The following is a 17,197-nucleotide window of genomic DNA, read 5'->3' on the forward strand; positions in this document are numbered from 1 at the left end:
CCTTCTACGACAACGCTATCCCAACCGAATACCAACACAACATAGGAATCCGGAAAGGGCCCATGAGATAAAAAGGGTCCACCCGGCGACACGCCGGGCAGACACACTTTTTGCTACTTAACCCACCATCAGGCATGGGACTGCGCAGAAAAACAAAACAGCCTCACCGGAAAACCGGTGAGGCTGCTAATTTGTACCCCGTACGGGATTTGAACCCGTGTTACCGCCGTGAGAGGGCGGCGTCCTAGGCCGCTAGACGAACGGGGCATTAGGACGCGAGAGAAACTTAAAGTTAATCTTCGCTGCTGGCCTACCAGGACTCGAACCTAGAATGACGGTACCAGAAACCGTAGTGTTGCCAATTACACCATAGGCCAATCGTTAACACTGCGAGCATCTCCTTCTTGAGGAGCCCTGCGCTGTGCAACGATGACTACTATAGCCAGAAGCCATCGTCACACACAAATTGGCAGGTCGTCGCCTATTTTTAAACCCTAGTTCGCAGGCTGTTCAGCTTGGAATGGGGTCTGCTCCAGCCCAGCGCGCAGGCGGGCCAGCGTGGAGGCCTTGCCCAGCAGCTCCATGGACTCGAACAGCGGCGGGGACACGGCCTGACCACAGATCGAGACGCGCAGCGCACCGTAGGCCACGCGCGGCTTGAGCTCCATCTGCTCGATCAGTCGGGTGGACAGGGCATTCTCGATCGCCTCGGTGCGGAAGTCCTCCTCCGCGATAGCTTCGAGCTCCTCGATCGCCGCAGCCAGCGGCTCCTTCGCGGCCTCCTTGAGATTCTTGCGTGCCGCCTTCGGCTCCAACTCAAGGTCCTCGTCCTTGGTCAGCAGGAAGCGCAGCAGGCCGTCGGCGTCACCCAGCACCTTGATGCGGGTCTGCACCAGCTCGGCGGCGAAGGCGAACTTTTCCGCCGGGTAGTCCGCCGGCCAGTCCTTGAACTCCTCCAGGTAGGTGCGCAGCCGCTGCGTGAAGTCCGCCAGATCCAGCATGCGGATGTGGTCGGCGTTGATGGCCTCCATCTTCTTGTGATCGAAGCGTGCTGGATTCGGCTTCACGTCGGCGATGTCGAAGTTCTCGATCAGCTGGGACATCGTGAAGATGTCCTCGTCGGCGGACAGCGACCAGCCGAGCAGCGAGAGGTAGTTGAGCATGCCCTCCGGGATCACACCGGCGTCGCGGTGGTTGAAGAGGTTCGACTCCGGGTCGCGCTTACTCAGCTTGCGGTTGCCCTCCCCCGTGACGAACGGGAGGTGCGCGAAGGTGGGTACTTCCTTGGCCACGCCGATGCGGATCAGCGCCTCGTAGAGCGCGATCTGGCGCGGGGTCGACGGCAGCAGGTCCTCGCCACGCAGCACGTGGGTGATGCCCATCAGCGCGTCGTCCAGCGGGTTGACGAGGGTGTAGAGCGGCTGCCCATTGGAGCGGGCGACGACGAAGTCCGGCATCGTCTTGCCGTCGACGTCCATCTCCCCGCGGACCAGGTCGGTCCAGGTGTAGCGGCGGTCGTGGTCCATCTTCAGGCGCCAGACTGGCTTGCGGCCCTCCGCCTCAAACGCAGCGATCTGCTCCTCGGTGAGGTCGCGGTCGTAGTTGTCGTAGCCCAGCTTCGGGTCGCGGCCAGCGGCCTTGTGGCGCTCCTCGACCTCTTCCGGGGTGGAGTACGCCGGGTAGACCTCGCCGGCGGCCTTCAGCTTCTCCAGGACCTCGGCATAGATATCCATGCGCTGGGACTGGCGGTAGGGCTCGTGCGGGCCGCCGGTCTCGATCCCCTCGTCCCAGTCGAGGCCGAGCCACTTCAGGGAGTCGATGATGGCCTGGTAGGACTCCTCGGTATCGCGCTGAGCATCCGTATCCTCGATGCGGAAGATCAGCTTGCCGCCGGTGTGGCGAGCATAAGCCCAGTTAAACAGCGCGGTGCGCACCATGCCGACGTGCGGGGTGCCGGTGGGCGATGGACAAAAACGTACGCGAACTTCACTCATGGGCTCTTATCCTACCCGCGCTGCCCCGTCGCAAGATCGAGCGCCGGGGCCGAACCACAGGATCCGCCCTGAGAGCGCAAACCCCCGGGCTGTGCATCGCACACCCCGGGGCGGGCGCGGGTTATTTTCCCGCGCGTAGCACATGAATTACTTGAAGAAGTTCCAGGACTCCTGCGCAGCATCTGGACGGCTCGGGTACCAGGTGTGCTCGCCACCTGCGACCTTCTTCAGCACGGTCGTCGCGGCGCAGCCGCTGTAGCGGTAGGTCGTGATGTTGCCGTTCGTGGAGGCACTCGGCGCCTTGGAGAGGTCGCACTTGTTCCGGGCAGCGAACTGACGGTGCACCTGGTTGATGGAGAGGTAGGTTGCACCGTGACGGGAACCGCCGTTGTAGTTCACGATGTCGTCGCCCGTGCCGTGGATGATCATGGTCGGCACCGAGGCATTCACACAGTTGCTCACCGTCGGAGTGTAGTACGCGCCAGACACACCCACGACGCCCTTGACCAGGTCGGGTGCCGCGCAGCCGAGGCCGAGGGCCATGGCGCCGCCGTTGGATAGCCCGGTGGCGTAGACGCGGTTGCGGTCTGCCTTGCCCTCGCGGACCAGGGTGTTGACGATCTGGCGGACGAAGGCCACGTCGGCACCGCGGCTGGTGTTGGTGGCGTACGGGGCCCCGCCCCAGGCCGGGTAGGTCTCACCCTTGAAGGTGCTACGAACCGGCTCCGGGTACACGATGATCGCAGAGTCACCGGCTGCGGTGTTCTCCAGGCCGGCGTAGCTGCGGGCCTTGTTCGCGTCGTGCTGCCAACCGCCGAACATGAACACGACCGGCAGGTTGCTCCGCAGGCCGGACTTCGGCATCTTGACGATCGCCTTGCGGGTCTTGCCGTTGACGCTGAAGGTCCGCTCGCTCAGGTTGGCGTTATTGTTCGGGGCGGTACCCGCCCCGCCCCCGCCACCGTTTTCCAAGCCGCCGACGATGCCGTTGATGATGCCGGCGAGGTCCTCCAGGTCGCCTGCGGAGGAGCTGAGGCTGCCCATGGAGGACTGAGCCTGGGCTTCGGGGAATCCCTGCGGAACGAAAGAGAGGGAGAGGGCTGCTGCTGCGGCGAGTGCTCCGGTCAGGCCGCGGCGGATCATTCCGCGGGATTCTCCGGACTGGCGGGTCTGCTGCTCAGCGGGCTCACCGGCGCGCTGAGACAGGTGGGGAAGAAAGTTCATGCGGCAAATGTACTCTATGGCCCCTCAGGAAACCTAGCTGCGCCGAAAACTGGCCCATGAGGTGGCCATCGAGGAGCCCGCGGGGGTGGTCGGTAGACTGGCGGGTATGGATTCAGACAAAAGGCCGGTGACCGCTCCGGACTTTTTGCTGTCACGACCACATCACAGCATTCGGACTCAGGGGCGTAAGGCCACGTTCCCGGACCCTTTCGAGGCCAGCACTGCCTTGCGTGAGGGCACCGCTGAGCTGCTGGTCGGCGCGATTCCTTTCAACACTGGTTTTCGCGCCGCGCTCATGGAGCCGGAGAAGATCGTCACCTTCGACGGCCCGCTCGAGCCGCCCGCATACTTCCGGGGACGAGAGGCCGCCGAGTCCCTCGAGGCGGTCGAGGTCACCGTCGCGACAACGAAGGAAGAGCACCAGGCCCGCGTCGCCGCGGCGATTCAGACCATCCGCCGGACCAGCCTGAAGAAGGTGGTTCTGGCCCGCGTAGCGGACGTGTACTTCGCGGATACCATCGACCCGCTGCTCGTCGCCGCCCGCTTCATCGATCTTTCCGCCAACCGTGACGGCTACGCTGTGGACCTGTCCGCGACCGGACGCAAGGAGGACCAGGGGGCGATGTTCGTGGGCTCCTCCCCCGAGATGTTGGTCTCCCGGAAGGGCAGGACGGTTCGAGCTTTCCCGCTGGCGGGTTCAGCGCCGCGCACGGGCATTGCAGAGCGCGACGATGCGACCGCCGAAGAGCTGCGCTCCAGCGAAAAGAACCTCGTCGAGCACGCTCTTGTGGTGGAGCACTACCGCAGGATCTTGGAGCCGCTGTGCTCGGAACTCGACATCCCTGCCGAGCCCCTCATTCACGAGACCACCGAGATGATTCACCTGGGAACCCCGATCGTCGGCACTCTGGCTGACGCGGACTACTCCGCTCTTGACCTTGCCCTGATGCTGCACCCAACCCCGGCGATCGGTGGCACCCCCACCGACGAGGCGGTGGGGATCATCGAGTCCGTGGAGGATCCCCGCGAGTTCTATGCCGGCGCCGTGGGCTGGTGTGATGCGGACGGCGACGGCGAGTGGATGGTCGCCATCCGTTGCGCCTGCGTGGAGGGGGATTCTGCGCGTGTGTGGGCCGGTGGCGGGATCGTCGCCGACTCCGATCCCCACGAGGAGGCGGAGGAAACCACCGCCAAGCTGCAAACCGCGCTGCGCGCGCTCAACGTCCCCGCCAGCATGCGAAACGTCTAACCCCCGCCCCCACGGCGCGGCGAACCTCCCCCGAGGCCGCCGACTCCGTATCTTCTAATACGCCTGAACCGGGTTGGCCAGCGTTCCCAGGCCTGGGATTTCCACCGCAATGCGGTCTCCCGGCACCATCTCCGCGGTTCCGGCCGGAGAACCGGTGCAGATCACATCGCCCGGCAGCAGGGTGAACGCGGAGGACACCCACTCGACGATCTCCGGGATGTCCTTGATCATCTGGTTAGAATTCGAGTCCTGCTTGGTCTCGGTCTTCCCGTCGTGGGTCAGGTGCGCCTTGATGGGCAGGCTGTCGATGTCGATCCCGTCGACGTTCGTCTCGATCCATGGGCCCAGCGGGCAGAAGCTGTCCAGGCCCTTAGCCCGAGACCACTGGCCGTCGGCGAACTGCAAGTCGCGGGAGCTGACGTCGTTGACGATGGTGAAGCCCAGGACGACGTCCTTCCAGTTGTTGCGGTTGACGTCCTTGCACGGTCGCCCGATCACGATGGCGAGCTCGCCCTCGAACTCCACGCGGGTGGCCCACTCCGGGATGCGGATCGGGGCTTCGGGGCCGACGACGGCTGTCGGGGGCTTCAGGAAGATGGTCGGTGGGAGGTGCTCCGCGCCCTGCTTGAAGACCTCCTTGACGTGGTCGGCATAGTTGCGGCCCACGGCAACGATCTTGCTGGGAAGGATCGGTGCGAGCAGCCGAACCTCCTCGATCGGCCACGACTTGCCGGTGAACTCCGGCTCGCCGAATGGGTGATTAGCGATTTCGCGGCAGGTGGCGCCGGTGCCGTCCGGCTGGCCACCCTCAAGCACCGCGAATGTCATTCCTTCTGGGTGAGCAATTCGGGCGATACGCATAGGTACCAACCCTACCTGGCTGTGCGCTCAATGATGTCGCTTAGGGTACTTGTTATCGAAAGATTATTTCTTTCGTGTTTCAGCATCGCGAGCAGCAGCTCCCCGCAGGCCAGCGCGTCGCTGAGCGCGTTGTGGGAACCGTAGTGCGGTAGCCCGTAGCGTTCCCGCACCCGTGGTAGCCGCAGATCCTCACCGCGCGGGTAGGTCGCCATGCGCTCGAAGTACCGGCGTTCGATGGCGAAGGTGTCGATGACCGGGACGGAAAGACCCGAACCGAAGTGTTGCCTGCACGCTTGCCCTAGGAACTGGGTCTCGATGGGCGAAAAATGCACGACCATCGCCCGGCCCCGGAGCGCCAACAGCAACCTGCTCAACACGTCGCGCAGCGGCTCCCCTGCCTCGATGTCCGTGTGGGTGATGCCATGGATCTTCGCCGATTCCATGCCGGCGGGTACGCGCTCCAGGGCCTCCGGTTCGTGGTGGATCACCGCGTAGTCCGCCTCGGCCGGGGTGATACGCCCGCCAGTCATGGGCACCCAACCGATGGAGAGGATGAGGTCCTTCTTTGGATCCAGGCCGGTGGTTTCGACGTCCACGGCCAGCAGTGGGGCCTCTCCGATGGGCTGGTCCACCTTGGCGCGGGGGACGTCGTAGTACTCCGCCAGGGCGCCCGTCGCCTTGCGGGTACGCCAGGAAGTACCCAGCCAGGGGGCCTGCCACCACTTCGCCATCGCTACTCCTTTAATAATCCTCTCGCTCGTTGCTGCACTACACGCTGCGCACGGGGAAACGCACCGAGAGCCCCGACTGGGCCTTCTTGATGATCTGGAAGGCATCCCGCAGGTGCTCCCGCTCCATCTTCTTGAGCTCCCCCGGGTCGACCCGGTAGTCCGGCGCCTCCCCTGCCGCGTCCTGCTTCGCCTGGTGGTGAAGGCTGATGGAAGACAGGAAATCGAAAGCATCGGTGAGGTCTGCCGCGGCCGATCGGCTGAGCGACTCCCCCGCCGCCGCGGCCAGCCGGGACCGGGTGGAGAGCTCGTGACTGCCGCTCAGAATCGCGTGCAGGCGCGCGATCTGCACGACGGCGGCCAGCCCGCCCTTCTTGATGTCAAGGGTGTGCGCGTGCTCGCCGCGCCGCCCCAGGATCAGGCCGCGGAAAACCCCGAGCGGGGGTTCCCGGCGTACCGCGAGAGCGGCGAGGTGCGCGTGCAGCCGGGGTGCCTGGTTGGCCGCAGCAGTTGCGTAGTCGTGGATCTCATCGACCATCTCCTCCCCGCCGCCGACGGCCCGCATGTCGAAGAAGGTCTGCGCGTGCAACAGGGCGTCGGGCTCGGGGGCAGTGATCCAGTGGTGGAAGGTCGCCCGCCATTGGCTGACCGTCATCCGCCACTGCGGGTTGGAAGCCATCATGTCGCCGGGGCACAGCGGCTGCCCGGCGGTGGCCAGACCCTGGCAGACCATCTCGCCGAGGAGGCGGAAGTACTCGCCGTGCGCCTCGGGCTGGTATTCATCGGAGATGACCAGGGCGTTGTCCTGGTCGCTGGCTGTCCCCATCTCACGGCGCCCCTGGGAGCCCAGTACGGCGAAGGCGAAGGGCACAGGGGCTGGGCCCAGTTCCTCCTCAGCGAGCGTGAGAAGCCGCCTGGTCAGCGCGTCGGTGGCCACGGTGAGCAGCCGCTGGGCCTCCTCAGAACTGGCCCCGCGCTCCAAGAAGCGGATGGCCACGGATTTGGCGGAGCGATAGGTCTCGGCCAGCTCCTCCGGCGTGCTCTGGCGCGCGAGCTGGCCGGAAAGATAAAGCGGGTCTGACTGCATGAGGCGCATGATGTCGGCCGCGGCGATGATGCCCGCAACCCTGCCGTCGTCGACGACCGGGATGTGGTGGATCCCGCGCTCCGCCATGAGCAGCATGGCCTCGAAGACGAGCGCATCCGACCCCAGGGAAATGGGGTTGGCGGTCATGGCCTCGGCGACCGGCGAGTCCCCGCTGATCTCCGCGGCGACGGAGCGTCTCATGTCGCGGTCGGTGATGATGCCGCGCAGCTCGCGGTCGTCGATGACCAGCAGCGAGCTGACGTTGTGCTCCCCCATGCTGATCGCGGCGTCCCGCAGCGTGGTCTGTGAGGTCGTGGCGGCGGGATCGGTGATAGCAAACGCCCCCAGCGGGGTGCGCAGCACCTCAGAGCTGGTGTTGCTGCGGGTCTGTTCCGCTGCGAGCCGGATGCGCTCGGAGAGGCTGGAGAAGTAGCGCAGGAAGTCGGCGAACTCTTCTGCGAGCGGGGCGAAGGTCTCCCGCGAGATGTAGATGATGAGGCTATCCTCCACAGCCTCCATCTGATAGTGGGATTCGGGCTCGGCAACGAGGGTGGAGTAGCCAAAGGTCTGGCCGATATCCCGGCGGTCCAGGAGGATGCCGTCCTCATCGATGACGTCCACGGCCCCGGAGCGGATCACGCCGAGCTCGTCGTTGACCTCCCCGTGGCGGATGAGGACCTCGCCTTTGCGGGCGTAGCCGATCTGGGTTCCCGCGGCGAGGGCGTTCAGTGCGGGTTCGGGAAGCCGGGAGAAGGGCTCGTGGGCGGCGAGGAAGCTACGGATCTCCTCGACTTCGACGCTGACTGGCGCATTCATGGCCTCAACCTACCCATTCGGACCTAGGTTTGGGCGCCAAACCACCGAAGTGTTTCTCACCGACGCGCCCAAACATGACGGAGCCCGGGTCTTCACATGCGGAAAACCCGGGCGGGCGAGCTGGAGTGAGTGTGGGGCTAAGCCTGGACCGCTGCGGCGATGCGGTCGCCGACCTCGGCGGTGCGGATCGGGGAACCATCCCGGCCAGCAGCCTCGTCCAGCACGGCCTTCTCGATCTTCTCGGCGTTGGCCTCATCGCCGAGGTGGCGCAGCATCAGGGCCACGGAGAGGATCGCGGCGCACGGGTCGGCGATCCCCTGCCCGGCGATGTCCGGGGCCGAGCCGTGCACCGGCTCGAACATGGAGGGGTTCTTGTGGGTCGGGTCGATATTGCCCGAGGCGGCCAGGCCGATGCCGCCGGTGACCGCACCCGCCAGGTCGGTCAGGATGTCGCCGAAGAGGTTATCGGTGACGATGACGTCGTAGCGGGATGGGTCGGTGACCATGTAGATGGTCGCGGCGTCGATGTGGTTGTAGTCCACCTCGACGTCCGGGAATTCCTCACCAATGGTCTCGATGGCGCGCTGCCACAGGCCACCGGCATTGACGAGGACATTGGTCTTGTGGACCCAGGTCAGCTTCTTACGGCGCTCCTGGGCGCGACGGAAGGCGTCGCGGACGACGCGCTCGACGCCGAACCAGGTGTTCTGGCTAACCTCGCTCGCGACCTCCTGGTCGGTACCTTCGCGCAGGTTACCGCCGTTGCCGCAGTAGAGGCCCTCGGTGCCCTCGCGGACGACCACGAAGTCGATCTCGCCGGGGTTCTTCAGCGGCGAGCTCGCCCCCGGGTAGAGCTTGGAGGGGCGCAGGTTCACCGCGTGGTCGAGCTTGAAGCGCAGCAGCAGCAGCAGGCCACGCTCCAGTACGCCGGCCGGGACGGTGCGTGGGTCGCCGATCGCGCCCAGCAGGATCGCGTCGTGCTGCTTGAGGCTCTCCAGGTCGGCGTCGGTCAGCGTCTCGCCATTGCGCAGGTAGCGCCGGGCGCCGAGGTCGTATTCCGTGGTTTCGACGTCGTCGCGTACCGCCTTGAGAACCTTCAAGGCCTCTGCGGTGACCTCGACGCCGATACCGTCACCATCAATAACCGCGAGTTTCATAGAATGAACCCCTTCATCTCACTATTTGAACACTTCGAGTGTATCACCTCACAGCTTAGAGCTAAAAGAATCTCTATGGCCGTGGCGGAAATTCGCTCTCATCCCAGGGCACGCGGGGCCACTTTGTTAGCTTGAAAACATGAGTGAAGCCCACAACATCCGCCCCTACCCCGGCAGCTCCACCGATCGCTCCGACGCGAGCGGGGTGGACTCCACCGCCCTGACGATGAGCGGACTGAGCAAAAGCTTCGGCGACACCCGCGCCGTCGATAACCTCAACCTTCGCATCCCCCGGGGCAGCATGTACGGCGTCGTCGGACCCAACGGTGCCGGAAAGACCACCGCACTGACCATCGCGACCGGGCTGCTGGAACCCACCAGTGGAAACGCCTGGATCTGTGGCATCCCGATGTGGGATCACGCCTCCGCCGAGCAGGTCATGGCAGCGAAGCAGCGCTTCGGGCTGTTGGCGGATGGGCTGCCCATCTTCGACCGGCTCACCGCCCGGGAATACCTCGACTACTTGGGCCACCTGCGCGGAATGGACCCGCAGGTCATCGAGCAGCGCACCGAGGAGCTCCTGGAGGCGATGGACCTCACCGGCGCTGAGGGTAAGTACATCGTGGACTTCTCCGCGGGCATGACCAAGAAGATCCTGCTCGCCGGCGCCATGCTCCACGGCCCGGAAGTACTGATCTTGGACGAGCCCTTCGAGGCCGTCGACCCGGTCTCCGGGCAGGTCATTCGGGACATCCTGCGCCGCTACGTCGCGGCCGGCGGCACCGTCGTCATGAGTTCGCACGTCATGGAGTTGGTCGAGGGCCTGTGTGATCATGTGGCGATCATCGCCGACGGTCGGGTGCTGCGGGACGGCACAATCGACGAGGTCCGCCAGGGCCAACCCCTCAACGAGGTTTTCGTCTCCCTCGTGGGCGGCCGCAGCCTATCGCAGGGTTCCTTCAGCTGGCTCGGCACTCAGGGAGACGCCCAGTGAGCCTCTCCCCACGCCAACAACCCGCCCCAGCGCGTGCCAAAAAGTCACTGACCAGGCACCTGATCCGCCTCCATCTGACAATGTGGCGCCGGAGCTTCAAAAAAGATTGGGTCCTCATTTTCAACGCCATCTTCATGGCTGTTTTTGGGATCGCCGGTGCCATCGGGCTCGGCGCGTTCAGCTACGCGATGCTCACGCAAGAACATGAGGTGCGTCTGCTACCGCTGACCATGGCTGCCGGCGCCCTCGCCTACCTCCTCATTGTGTTCGTGTGGCCCAGCCCGGAAAACCACTTGACCCCGCAGAAGTTTGCCACACTGCCGGTCACTGAGCGCCAACTATTTCCCGGGCTGACCTGCGCGGCGTTCCTGCAATCCCGCGCCCTACTATCCCTCATCTGCTCGCTGATCATGGCTGGCTTCGGCGTGGCCGGAATCCAGGCGAGTGCTGCATCCGGCGCGGGTCTGCTCTCCGCGCTCTGGGTCATTGCCTGCCTCGCGCAGGGCATCGTCGCCGTACTCCTGGGCGAGGCCTTAGGATCGCTGAGCTCGGCAATGGCGAACCGCGTGTGGTCGGAGCGCCTGGGTTACGTCTTTTCCTTCCTCTTTCTCATCGCCATCATGGGGCTGAATTTCACCACCAATGGTGTACAAAGCCTGGATAAGCTGCTGGAACTGGGCACGATCTTCAGCTGGACACCGTTTGGTGCAGCGGCAGGTGCCGCAGCCTCTGCCATCGCAGGCAACGCCGGCGCGGCGATCGCCCAGGGTCTCATTGCCGTCGCGACGATTCTGGGTTGCCTGTGGCTCTGGCGCACCGCCCTGCGTTTCGAGCTGACCCACCCGATCCGCAGTAGTTCTGATCAGGCCACGAAGCACACCGGTGGGGTCATGCTGCGGTGGGCCACTGCGGGTCCGCGCGACGCAGTCTATTCCCGCACGCTGCGGTATTGGCGCCGCGATGTGCGTTATTCCTATCAGGCCGTGGTGTTTATTTTGATCGGCGCCATGTTTCTCGCCCTTGGCGCGCTCCAGGGCACTGGGGTGCAGTGGTACGCGCCCTTCATCGTCGCGCAGGGCGTGCTGATGATCAACGGCAATGACTTCGGCCTGGATGGACCCTCCAACTGGGTGAACATGGTCTCAGGGGTGCGCCCGAAGGACCTCATCGCTGGCCGCCTGTTGGCCTCGCTGACGGCCATCGGCCCCATTTTCCTCCTCATCGTGATCGGGCTTGGGGCCATCGAAAACTTCCGCCCCCTCTGGGCGGGTATCAGCCTGCTCGCCGTGTGTTCCCTGGTGCAGTCTCTGGGGCTCAGTCCCGCTTTCGCATTGCGCTTCCCCTTCCCCAGCGCCGCACCGGGCACGAGCCCGATGAAGAACCGCTCCGGAACGTCCAGCAACGCGTTCATTCTTTCCATCGTCGGCCTGTTGGGGCTGTTCCTGCCGCTCATTCCTGGAACAGCGCTGCTGGTCATCGACCTCCACGACGCCGATTCCTGGGCAGATGCATCCCGGCTTAGTGCCATTGGCATCGGGGTGCAGGTGCTGATCAGCGGAGCTATCGGGCTTTTCGGCTACCGCTGGGCGGTGAAGAACACCTCCCAGCGTTGGCCCAAGGCCTTCGCGAAGGTCCGAAACTGGGTTTAGCCTTGGCTTTCCTGGTTCATTCGCCCGCAGCGTCGTGTCCGGCGCCCAGCCGATTAAGCCTGCAGGCCCCGCCCAACACATGGCAAACCGCCCCCGGCGCAGAACATTAATCCTACGCCGGGGGCGGTTGCTGAAGAGAGCCTTGGCTCCGTTCGCTGCCCGCCGGTTGGCGGGAGGCGATGTGAGGAGTGCCTCTTAGAAGGCGACCTGGAAGGCGTTCTCGGCGGAGAGCTCCGCGTTAACAGCCTCCAGCTCATCCTCGGTCAGCACACGGTCGATGCGCAGCACGAGGGTTGCGGTGCCGTCCTCGGTATTCGGGGACAGAGCTGCGGCAGCGATGTTCACGCCCTGCTTGCCCAGCAGGGTGCCGATGCGGCCCAGCGCACCGGTCTGGTCTGCGTAGACCAGGAAGAGGTTGGTGCCCTCGGCACGCAGGTCCAGGCCGCGGTCGTTGATGCGGACGATCTTGTCGACGCGCTCCAGGCCGGTCAGCGCACCAACGACGGTGGCCGAGGAGCCGTCAGCGGCGACGACCTTGACCTCCAGCACGCTGCGGTGGGTGACGGACTCGTCCTGGGAGTTCACCTCGAGAGCCACGCCGCGCTGCTCAGCGATGGACGGGGCGTTAACGAAGGTGACCTGCTCGTCCAGCACGCCGGAGAAGGTGCCGCGCAGGGCAGCCAGGCCAAGTGCGTCGATGGACTCGCTGGAGAGCTCACCGCGGGCGGTGACGACCACCGAGGCCGGGGCGCCGTCCAGCAGCTTGGCGGCAACCGCGCCCAGCTTCGTGGCCAGGTTCAGCCACAGGGCGACCTCCTCGGAGACCTTGCCACCGGAGACGTTGACGGCATCCGGGACGAAGTCGCCAGCCAGGGCCTTGAGGACGGAGGCAGCGACGTCGGTGCCTGCGCGGTCCTGCGCCTCAACGGTGGATGCACCCAGGTGCGGGGTGACGACGACCTCGTCGAGCTCGAACAGCGGGGAATCCGTGCACGGCTCGGAGGCGTAGACGTCGAAGCCCGCGCCACGGATGTGGCCGGACTTGATGGCATCGGCGAGAGCCTGCTCGTCGACGAGGCCGCCGCGGGCAGCGTTGATGATGATCTGACCCTTCTTGGACTTCGCCAGAAGGTCAGCGTCGAACATGTCGCTGGTCTCCGGGGTCTTCGGCAGGTGGATCGTCACGAAGTCCGAGCGGCCCATGAGCTCCTCAAGCTCAACGAGCTCCACGCCGAGCTGCGCGGCGCGGGCCGGGTTGGCGTAGGGGTCGTAGGCGATGATCTCAGTCTCGAAAGCGGCGAGGCGCTGAGCGAACAGCTGACCGATGTGGCCGAAGCCCACGATGCCGACGGTCTTGCCGAGGATCTCCACGCCCTTGAAGGAAGAGCGCTTCCACTCGCCGTCGCGGAGGGTCTTATCGGCTGCCGGGATCTGGCGGGCGGTAGACAGCAGCAGGCTGATGGCGTGCTCGCAGGCGGAGTGGATGTTCGAGGTCGGCGCGTTGGCGACCATGACGCCGCGCTCGGTCGCGGTCTCGATGTCCACGTTGTCGAGCCCGACGCCGGCGCGACCGACGATCTTCAGATTCTTGGCGGCCTCGAGCACTTCCTTATCCACCGTGGTGGCGGAGCGCACGAGCAGGGCGTCGGCATCGACGACGGCCTCAAGGAGTTCTGGCCGGTTCGGGCCATCCACCCAACGGACGTCGACGGAATCGCCGAGTGCATCGACGGTGGACTGAGAGAGCTTATCTGCGATTAGTACAACCGGGCGGTTGGTGGTGCTCAAGGGAATTCTCCTGAAAAATTTTCACTTCCCCAGCGGGTGAAACGACCGCGTCACCCGAGGGGGCCCACGCCTGACCGTGTATGGCGCATGACCCCACAATCATATCCCTTGGCGGTGGCGTGTGTGTCGTAGGCCACCCTTAAAATCCCCCCGCTGGGCGGTGGTTTTGCATCTATTGGGAACCCCACCCCCGGCAGTGCCTTCACCGGCGAGCCCGAATCCTGGATTCGCCCAGATCATCTGCCCCTCACCCAGTAGGCACGAGCTCCAGTAACCAGCCCAACCATGTCGCGGCTGTTCACTCTCGCCCACTCACGTCGACCTCACTGCACCCCCTTGCAGCGGCGACCAACGTGAGTTGATCTGAGCCCCACCCCTGGTCCGCAACCCCGCGGACACCCAGGAATCGGGCTTGCCGGAAAGGTCGCCAGCCGAGCCCCGCCGCAGCGGTGCATCTTGCTGACAAAAACTAACCTAGGAAATTTGGTGAGCATTCGTTTCACCTTTTGCGTAATTGCGAAAAACTTTTCCCCTCACCACCCCCTGCATGTTCTATTGATTCCCCCGCTGCCAGCGCGTTTAAGAATTCTTTAGCACCCCCGTTAGCAGTCGCTCAGCGGACCGGTGGCGTTCGATTCACGCTCTGCGAGAATGATTCCCCGTGAATGCCTCCATGCTTGGCCCGCACTCTGGTCCGCAGCCCCCGCCCCGACTGGGACTTTCTCGCGCACCCGCCACACAGCCTGCCCAGCGATATGAGCTTTCCCAGCGGGCATACGACGTTCATCGCCGTCACGGTGGCCGTCTGCCTCATCGCGACGTATCGCGGTCTCGACTCGAGCCTGCCCCGTTCGACGGTGGGATGGAAGGGAATCGGCCTGGTCGCCGTGGTCGGCTGCGCTGCCATCGCACTCATCGTGACCACCGTGATGGCCCGTGGCGTCCACTTCCCCAGCGACGCTGCCGGGGCCATTATCTTCTCCTTCAGCCTGGCACCGTTGGTGTGGACGCTATGGGAAAAGCTCATGTTTCACCTTCTCCTTCGTGATCGCTCACAGCACATCGGGGGCCAGGGGCCTGTGGCATGATTGGTGCCATGATGCACTCGCGACGCCACCCCACCGCCCCGATCCTGGCCCTCATGGGCATCGCGTGCGCCGGAGCAGCACCCTGGCTTGTCACCGGAACGGCTGCTGCGGAACAGCCGGTGGCCCACAACATCGTGCAGGCTCAGGCAGCACCGGCGGTTCCCCACACCACGGTGGACGTCCAGGTCGCCGACGGCTCCGGCGTCCTGGGCGACGCCGCACGCCAGGGAATGATCGAACAGACTGCAAGGATCGATTTCCCCGATTCCGTCCAGAAGGTCGTCTACGTCCTCATCCCGAGCAGTAGCGATAACTTCAACGACGACGTCCTCGACTGGGCAGGCCGAAACATGCCGGAGCTGGTGCCCGACGGCACCGGCAAGGGTGCTGCATGGGAAAACGGAACGCTGATCCTGGGAGTGGGTACCAGCACCCGGACCAACGGTGTCTACTGCGGCAACGACGTCTGCCAGGACCTGGATATCTTCGAAGGCCCCCACTTGGACGCCTCCCTGGAGGCGATGAAGGACAGCTTCCGCCGCGGGAATTTCGCCAACGGCCTCGTCGAGGGCGCCAAGGTCGCCGCGGATACGGAGCTGGGCGCGCGCCTGGCCGAAGAGCAGGCTCGCGAAGACCGCAACGCCATGCTCGGCATCGGCGCGGTGGGCGTGGGAGCTGCAGGTGTGGGGGCGGCTGCCTGGCAGCGCCGAAAGAAGAAGCTGACGGCCACTGCGAAGCAGCAGTTCTACGAACTTTCCACCCGCTACTCCGAGCTCTCGCAGCGCCTGGACGCACTGGATATCCGCGCCAATTCGCTGAGCTCCCCGCTGGCGAATGCCGAGCTGCGCTCGCAGTGGACCACGATCCGCGACGAGTTCTTGAACCTCAACAACCGAGTGGGGGCACTAAACCTGACGCTCACGAGCGATGACAAGGAGTTCTACGCCAAGCACAAGCAGGTCGCGAGCGCGCACGAAACCCTCGAGTCGATGAGCAATGCCGAAGACAACATCAACCTGATGTTCGAGCTGGAAAACGGCGATCAGATCAAGCGCGAGCGAGAGCTGCGTTCCATCAAGCAGGATCTCTCCGAGGCCCTGTTCGAGGTGCGCAATCGGGAGGCGATCCGCCAGCTAAAGAATGTTGAGGCGCAAGTCGAGGCGTTGATGCGGGACCTTCAGGCCCCGGATTTCATGGACCGGCTGGCGCGCATCGTCAGTGACCAGGCGCACGCTCTGGAGCTGGCCTCCCGCGATATGAAGCACCTGGATCGCGAGGCTCACCGCGACGAGCGCCCCTCCCTCACCGACCGCGACTGGCGTCCCGGCTACGTGTACTCCAACTGGGTGCCCTACTACCTGCTGGCCTCGTGGCACAGCGCGGATACGCGTGCTGCTGAAAGCTCCAGCAGCAGCGGTGGTATTGCGAATACCAGCTTCAGCAGTGGTTTCTCCGGTGGCGGCGGCTCCTCCAGCTGGTAAACCCGCCCACGTACAACCAGCGCTCGCTGGCTAGCAGACGTTGTGTGGCCCCTCGTGCTCAACGTGATTCGGGCGCTCCACCTGAATCGTCGAGTGGGCGATCCCCCGCTCTTGCAGGGCCTCCTGGGCCACACACAGCACGGCAGCCGGGTCGCGGTCTTCCGGAACGACCAGGTGCACCGAGGCGAGCGCGCTCGTCCCGTCGAGCGACCACAGGTGCAGGTCGTGAACATCCATCACACCGTCCACCTCGCGGAGAAGCGCGTCGATCTCGGCAGGATCGTAGCCGGGTGGGGCCTGCTCCAGCAGGATCCGCAGCGTGTGCATCATCAGCTGCCAGGCGCGCGGCAGCACGAGTGCCGCGATGACGAGGGAGGCAATGACGTCCGCGTACTGCCAGCCGGTCGCGATAATGACGCCACCAGCGATCAGGACGGCGACGGAGCCCAACATGTCCGCCAACACGTGCAGGAAGGCACCCTGGACGTTCACGGAGTTGTCCCGCTGGCTGTGCAGGATCCATGCGGAGACCACGTTGGCAATGAGACCGATCACGGCGATGATCATCATGGGGCCGGCGAGGATCTCGACGGGCTCGCGTAGGCGGCGGATGGCCTCCACCACGATCCAGACGGAGATGCCCAGCACGGTGACCGCGTTGACGAGTGCGGCTAGCACCTCCACGCGCCGGTAGCCAAAAGTCGCCTGCGCATTTGAGGCCCGGCGCCCGATGAGGATGGCGATCACCGCGATGATGATCCCCGCCGCATCGGAAAGCATGTGCATCGCGTCGGCCAGCAACGCAACGGAGCCGGTGACCAGCCCGCCGATGAGCTCGGCGAAGAAGATCGTGCCGGTCACCGCGAGCACGATGAGCAGTGCGCGCAGCGGGGCGTCCGTGGGCGCGTGGGAGTGGGAATGCCCGTGTGCCTCGGAATGGGAGTGAGAATGCGCAGAACCGTGGTGATGCGGATCGGCACCACCACGGTTCTGTGGGCGCTCGGGGGCTGCGTCAATGTGCTCGCTCATGCCCTCAAGCTTAGCGAGCGCCCCCCTTATTGACAACTTATTGAAAATAGTC

Annotated in this window: 13 protein-coding genes and 2 tRNA genes; 5 read left to right on the plus strand and 10 right to left on the minus strand. The window is 64.9% G+C overall.

The window, feature by feature from the left end:
* Nucleotides 1–194 precede the first annotated feature (194 nt).
* From QP140_RS05995 to QP140_RS06010, 4 genes are all read right to left on the minus strand, one after another.
* Nucleotides 195–267 (minus strand) — tRNA-Glu (locus QP140_RS05995).
* A 38-nt stretch (nucleotides 268–305) separates the two neighbouring features.
* Nucleotides 306–377 (minus strand) — tRNA-Gln (locus QP140_RS06000).
* A gap of 117 nt (nucleotides 378–494) precedes the next feature.
* Complete coding sequence (gltX, locus tag QP140_RS06005; RefSeq protein ID WP_284758661.1) at nucleotides 495–1,994, minus strand: glutamate--tRNA ligase; 1,500 nt, start codon at nucleotides 1,992–1,994, stop codon at nucleotides 495–497.
* 147 nt (nucleotides 1,995–2,141) lie between these two features.
* Nucleotides 2,142–3,218 carry an alpha/beta hydrolase family esterase gene (locus tag QP140_RS06010; RefSeq protein ID WP_284758662.1) on the minus strand — a complete coding sequence of 359 codons (1,077 nt, stop codon included), beginning with the start codon at nucleotides 3,216–3,218 and terminating at the stop codon, nucleotides 2,142–2,144.
* Nucleotides 3,219–3,324: 106 nt separating this feature from the next.
* Here QP140_RS06010 and QP140_RS06015 point away from each other — a divergent pair, with 106 nt between their 5' ends.
* Nucleotides 3,325–4,467, plus strand: coding sequence for an isochorismate synthase (locus tag QP140_RS06015; protein WP_284758663.1), 1,143 nt, complete (start codon nucleotides 3,325–3,327; stop codon nucleotides 4,465–4,467).
* Between the two features lie 54 nt (nucleotides 4,468–4,521).
* Here the strand turns inward: QP140_RS06015 and QP140_RS06020 are convergent, their stop codons facing one another.
* The 4 genes from QP140_RS06020 to QP140_RS06035 all read right to left on the minus strand — a co-directional run bounded on the left by QP140_RS06020 (nucleotide 4,522) and on the right by QP140_RS06035 (nucleotide 9,116).
* Nucleotides 4,522–5,328 carry a fumarylacetoacetate hydrolase family protein gene (locus tag QP140_RS06020; protein ID WP_012360016.1) on the minus strand — a complete coding sequence of 269 codons (807 nt, stop codon included), beginning with the start codon at nucleotides 5,326–5,328 and terminating at the stop codon, nucleotides 4,522–4,524.
* 11 nt (nucleotides 5,329–5,339) lie between these two features.
* A complete protein-coding gene (locus tag QP140_RS06025) occupies nucleotides 5,340–6,059 on the minus strand; it encodes an exonuclease domain-containing protein (protein WP_070760825.1) in 720 nt (239 codons plus the stop codon).
* Between the two features lie 37 nt (nucleotides 6,060–6,096).
* Nucleotides 6,097–7,959 carry a DUF294 nucleotidyltransferase-like domain-containing protein gene (locus QP140_RS06030; protein WP_284758664.1) on the minus strand — a complete coding sequence of 621 codons (1,863 nt, stop codon included), beginning with the start codon at nucleotides 7,957–7,959 and terminating at the stop codon, nucleotides 6,097–6,099.
* A 137-nt stretch (nucleotides 7,960–8,096) separates the two neighbouring features.
* On the minus strand, nucleotides 8,097–9,116 hold the full coding sequence (locus QP140_RS06035) for a 3-isopropylmalate dehydrogenase (RefSeq protein WP_284758665.1): 1,020 nt from the start codon (nucleotides 9,114–9,116) through the stop codon (nucleotides 8,097–8,099).
* Between the two features lie 226 nt (nucleotides 9,117–9,342).
* On the opposite strand from QP140_RS06035, the gene QP140_RS06040 reads away from it, so the two are divergent.
* Complete coding sequence (locus tag QP140_RS06040) at nucleotides 9,343–10,110, plus strand: ABC transporter ATP-binding protein (protein WP_262370426.1); 768 nt, start codon at nucleotides 9,343–9,345, stop codon at nucleotides 10,108–10,110.
* A gap of 134 nt (nucleotides 10,111–10,244) precedes the next feature.
* On the plus strand, nucleotides 10,245–11,759 hold the full coding sequence (locus tag QP140_RS06045; RefSeq protein ID WP_284758666.1) for an ABC transporter permease: 1,515 nt from the start codon (nucleotides 10,245–10,247) through the stop codon (nucleotides 11,757–11,759).
* A gap of 195 nt (nucleotides 11,760–11,954) precedes the next feature.
* On the opposite strand, the gene serA is transcribed toward QP140_RS06045, so the two are convergent.
* A complete protein-coding gene (serA, locus tag QP140_RS06050; protein ID WP_284758667.1) occupies nucleotides 11,955–13,547 on the minus strand; it encodes a phosphoglycerate dehydrogenase in 1,593 nt (530 codons plus the stop codon).
* 665 nt (nucleotides 13,548–14,212) lie between these two features.
* Between serA and QP140_RS06055 the strand changes: the two genes are divergently transcribed.
* Both QP140_RS06055 and QP140_RS06060 read left to right on the plus strand, forming a co-directional pair.
* Nucleotides 14,213–14,635, plus strand: coding sequence for a phosphatase PAP2 family protein (locus QP140_RS06055; RefSeq protein WP_284758668.1), 423 nt, complete (start codon nucleotides 14,213–14,215; stop codon nucleotides 14,633–14,635).
* 8 nt (nucleotides 14,636–14,643) lie between these two features.
* The gene (locus tag QP140_RS06060) at nucleotides 14,644–16,116 is read left to right on the plus strand and encodes a DUF5129 domain-containing protein (RefSeq protein WP_284758669.1); all 1,473 of its coding nucleotides are present in this window, start codon (nucleotides 14,644–14,646) and stop codon (nucleotides 16,114–16,116) included.
* A 30-nt stretch (nucleotides 16,117–16,146) separates the two neighbouring features.
* Here the strand turns inward: QP140_RS06060 and QP140_RS06065 are convergent, their stop codons facing one another.
* Entirely contained in the window at nucleotides 16,147–17,145 is a 999-nt protein-coding gene (locus QP140_RS06065; RefSeq protein ID WP_284758670.1) for a cation diffusion facilitator family transporter, read from the minus strand.
* Nucleotides 17,146–17,197: the final 52 nt, after the last annotated feature.

This window comes from Corynebacterium sp. UMB9976, from assembly GCF_030212265.1.
Taxonomy (GTDB): domain Bacteria; phylum Actinomycetota; class Actinomycetes; order Mycobacteriales; family Mycobacteriaceae; genus Corynebacterium.

Excerpts from the sequence above, each read along its gene's own strand:
- QP140_RS06040 (WP_262370426.1), top strand. The coding sequence starts at position 9,343 with ATGAGCGGACTGAGCAAAAGCTTCGGCGACACCCGCGCCGTCGATAAC.
- QP140_RS06035 (WP_284758665.1), bottom strand. The coding sequence starts at position 9,116 with ATGAAACTCGCGGTTATTGATGGTGACGGTATCGGCGTCGAGGTCACC.
- QP140_RS06055 (WP_284758668.1), top strand. The coding sequence starts at position 14,213 with ATGCCTCCATGCTTGGCCCGCACTCTGGTCCGCAGCCCCCGCCCCGAC.
- gltX (WP_284758661.1), bottom strand. The coding sequence starts at position 1,994 with ATGAGTGAAGTTCGCGTACGTTTTTGTCCATCGCCCACCGGCACCCCG.
- QP140_RS06025 (WP_070760825.1), bottom strand. The coding sequence starts at position 6,059 with ATGGCGAAGTGGTGGCAGGCCCCCTGGCTGGGTACTTCCTGGCGTACC.
- QP140_RS06020 (WP_012360016.1), bottom strand. The coding sequence starts at position 5,328 with ATGCGTATCGCCCGAATTGCTCACCCAGAAGGAATGACATTCGCGGTG.
- QP140_RS06060 (WP_284758669.1), top strand. The coding sequence starts at position 14,644 with ATGATGCACTCGCGACGCCACCCCACCGCCCCGATCCTGGCCCTCATG.
- QP140_RS06065 (WP_284758670.1), bottom strand. The coding sequence starts at position 17,145 with ATGAGCGAGCACATTGACGCAGCCCCCGAGCGCCCACAGAACCGTGGT.
- QP140_RS06030 (WP_284758664.1), bottom strand. The coding sequence starts at position 7,959 with ATGAATGCGCCAGTCAGCGTCGAAGTCGAGGAGATCCGTAGCTTCCTC.
- QP140_RS06015 (WP_284758663.1), top strand. The coding sequence starts at position 3,325 with ATGGATTCAGACAAAAGGCCGGTGACCGCTCCGGACTTTTTGCTGTCA.
- QP140_RS06045 (WP_284758666.1), top strand. The coding sequence starts at position 10,245 with ATGGCTGTTTTTGGGATCGCCGGTGCCATCGGGCTCGGCGCGTTCAGC.
- QP140_RS06010 (WP_284758662.1), bottom strand. The coding sequence starts at position 3,218 with ATGAACTTTCTTCCCCACCTGTCTCAGCGCGCCGGTGAGCCCGCTGAG.